The sequence below is a fragment of the Prevotella brunnea genome (assembly GCF_008016795.1).
In the GTDB taxonomy this organism is placed as follows: Bacteria; Bacteroidota; Bacteroidia; order Bacteroidales; family Bacteroidaceae; genus Prevotella; species Prevotella brunnea.
This window is the reverse complement of record NZ_SDIK01000097.1, coordinates 1-1,126: the sequence shown is the minus strand read 5'-3', so window position 1 is coordinate 1,126 and position 1,126 is coordinate 1. Positions and strand designations below refer to the sequence as shown.

The following is a 1,126-nucleotide window of genomic DNA, read 5'->3' as shown; positions in this document are numbered from 1 at the left end:
AATGTATAAACAATTAACCTCGGAGCAAAGATACACAATAAGTGTGTTACTCCAAAAGAAATTCTCACTTAGTTTTATAGCCGAGACAATTGGCGTGTCTGTAAGTACCGTCTCTCGCGAAATTAATCGTAATTCAAATGAGAAGGGTATCTACAGCTGTCATTTGGCAATACTCAGAGCTCGCCGTCGCAAGTCGAACAACCCTGGCAACCGTTCTGTCAAGCCTTATGTCCGCAGCCGTGTGTTTGAACTTATCCGCCATGAGCAATGGTCCCCCGAGGAAGTTTCCGGCTGGCTTAGGAGAGAGGAAGGCATGAAGGTCTCCAAGTCTACTATCTATAATTGGATAGCAGCCAGTTCCCCGCACCATAAGGATAATATCCGGAAACACCTTCGCCATGGCGGGCACAAGGGCAGGACATCTAATATGTCGGGCAGCGCACTGATATCTAACAGAGTTTCGATTGACGAACGACCCGTCGAGGCAGACGGTCGTTCCATAGGCGATTGGGAAATGGACACCATCGTGGGAAAGAATGGAAAAGGTGCCATCGTAACGTTGGTGGACAGGAAGAGCTGTTATATGCTCATGGAGAAACTTGAAACGGGAAAACAGGCCGTACCTTTGGCGCATGCCGTGGTGCGGCTGCTTAGAGAGTCCCAATTGCCAGTCAGGACTATTACCACGGACAACGGAAGTGAGTTTGCAGCACATGAGATTATAGCAAGGAAACTAGGTACAACTGTTTATTTTGCGCATCCATACTCCTCATGGGAAAAGGGGGCAATTGAAAACATGAATGGACTCATCAGGCAATATATACCTAAGAAGACCAATTTCAAAGGTATATCCAAGGGAATGATAAAACATATAATAGAGAAATTAAACAACAGACCAAGAAAAAAGAATCAATTTCAAAAGCCAAAAGATATGATTAAACAAAGAATTGTGTAATTTTGCACTTGCTTATGGAATCCGCCCCCCAACCATTGCCACGAAATTATATGACAAAAACCATATTCGAGACACACTTCGTAATCTACTGATAATCAGAATGATATTAAATGAGACTTAAAAGCTTAGCTTTTGCACTCCAATTCATGACCTTTTGCATCGCAAAAGGTA

Annotated in this window: 1 protein-coding gene; it reads left to right on the top strand. The window is 43.5% G+C overall.

All coding sequences use genetic code 11. The annotated features are described in order from the left end of the window. Window position 1 precedes the first annotated feature (1 nt). Complete coding sequence (locus ETF27_RS10635) at window positions 2-955, top strand: IS30 family transposase (protein WP_130828935.1); 954 nt, start codon at window positions 2-4, stop codon at window positions 953-955. Window positions 956-1,126 lie beyond the last annotated feature (171 nt).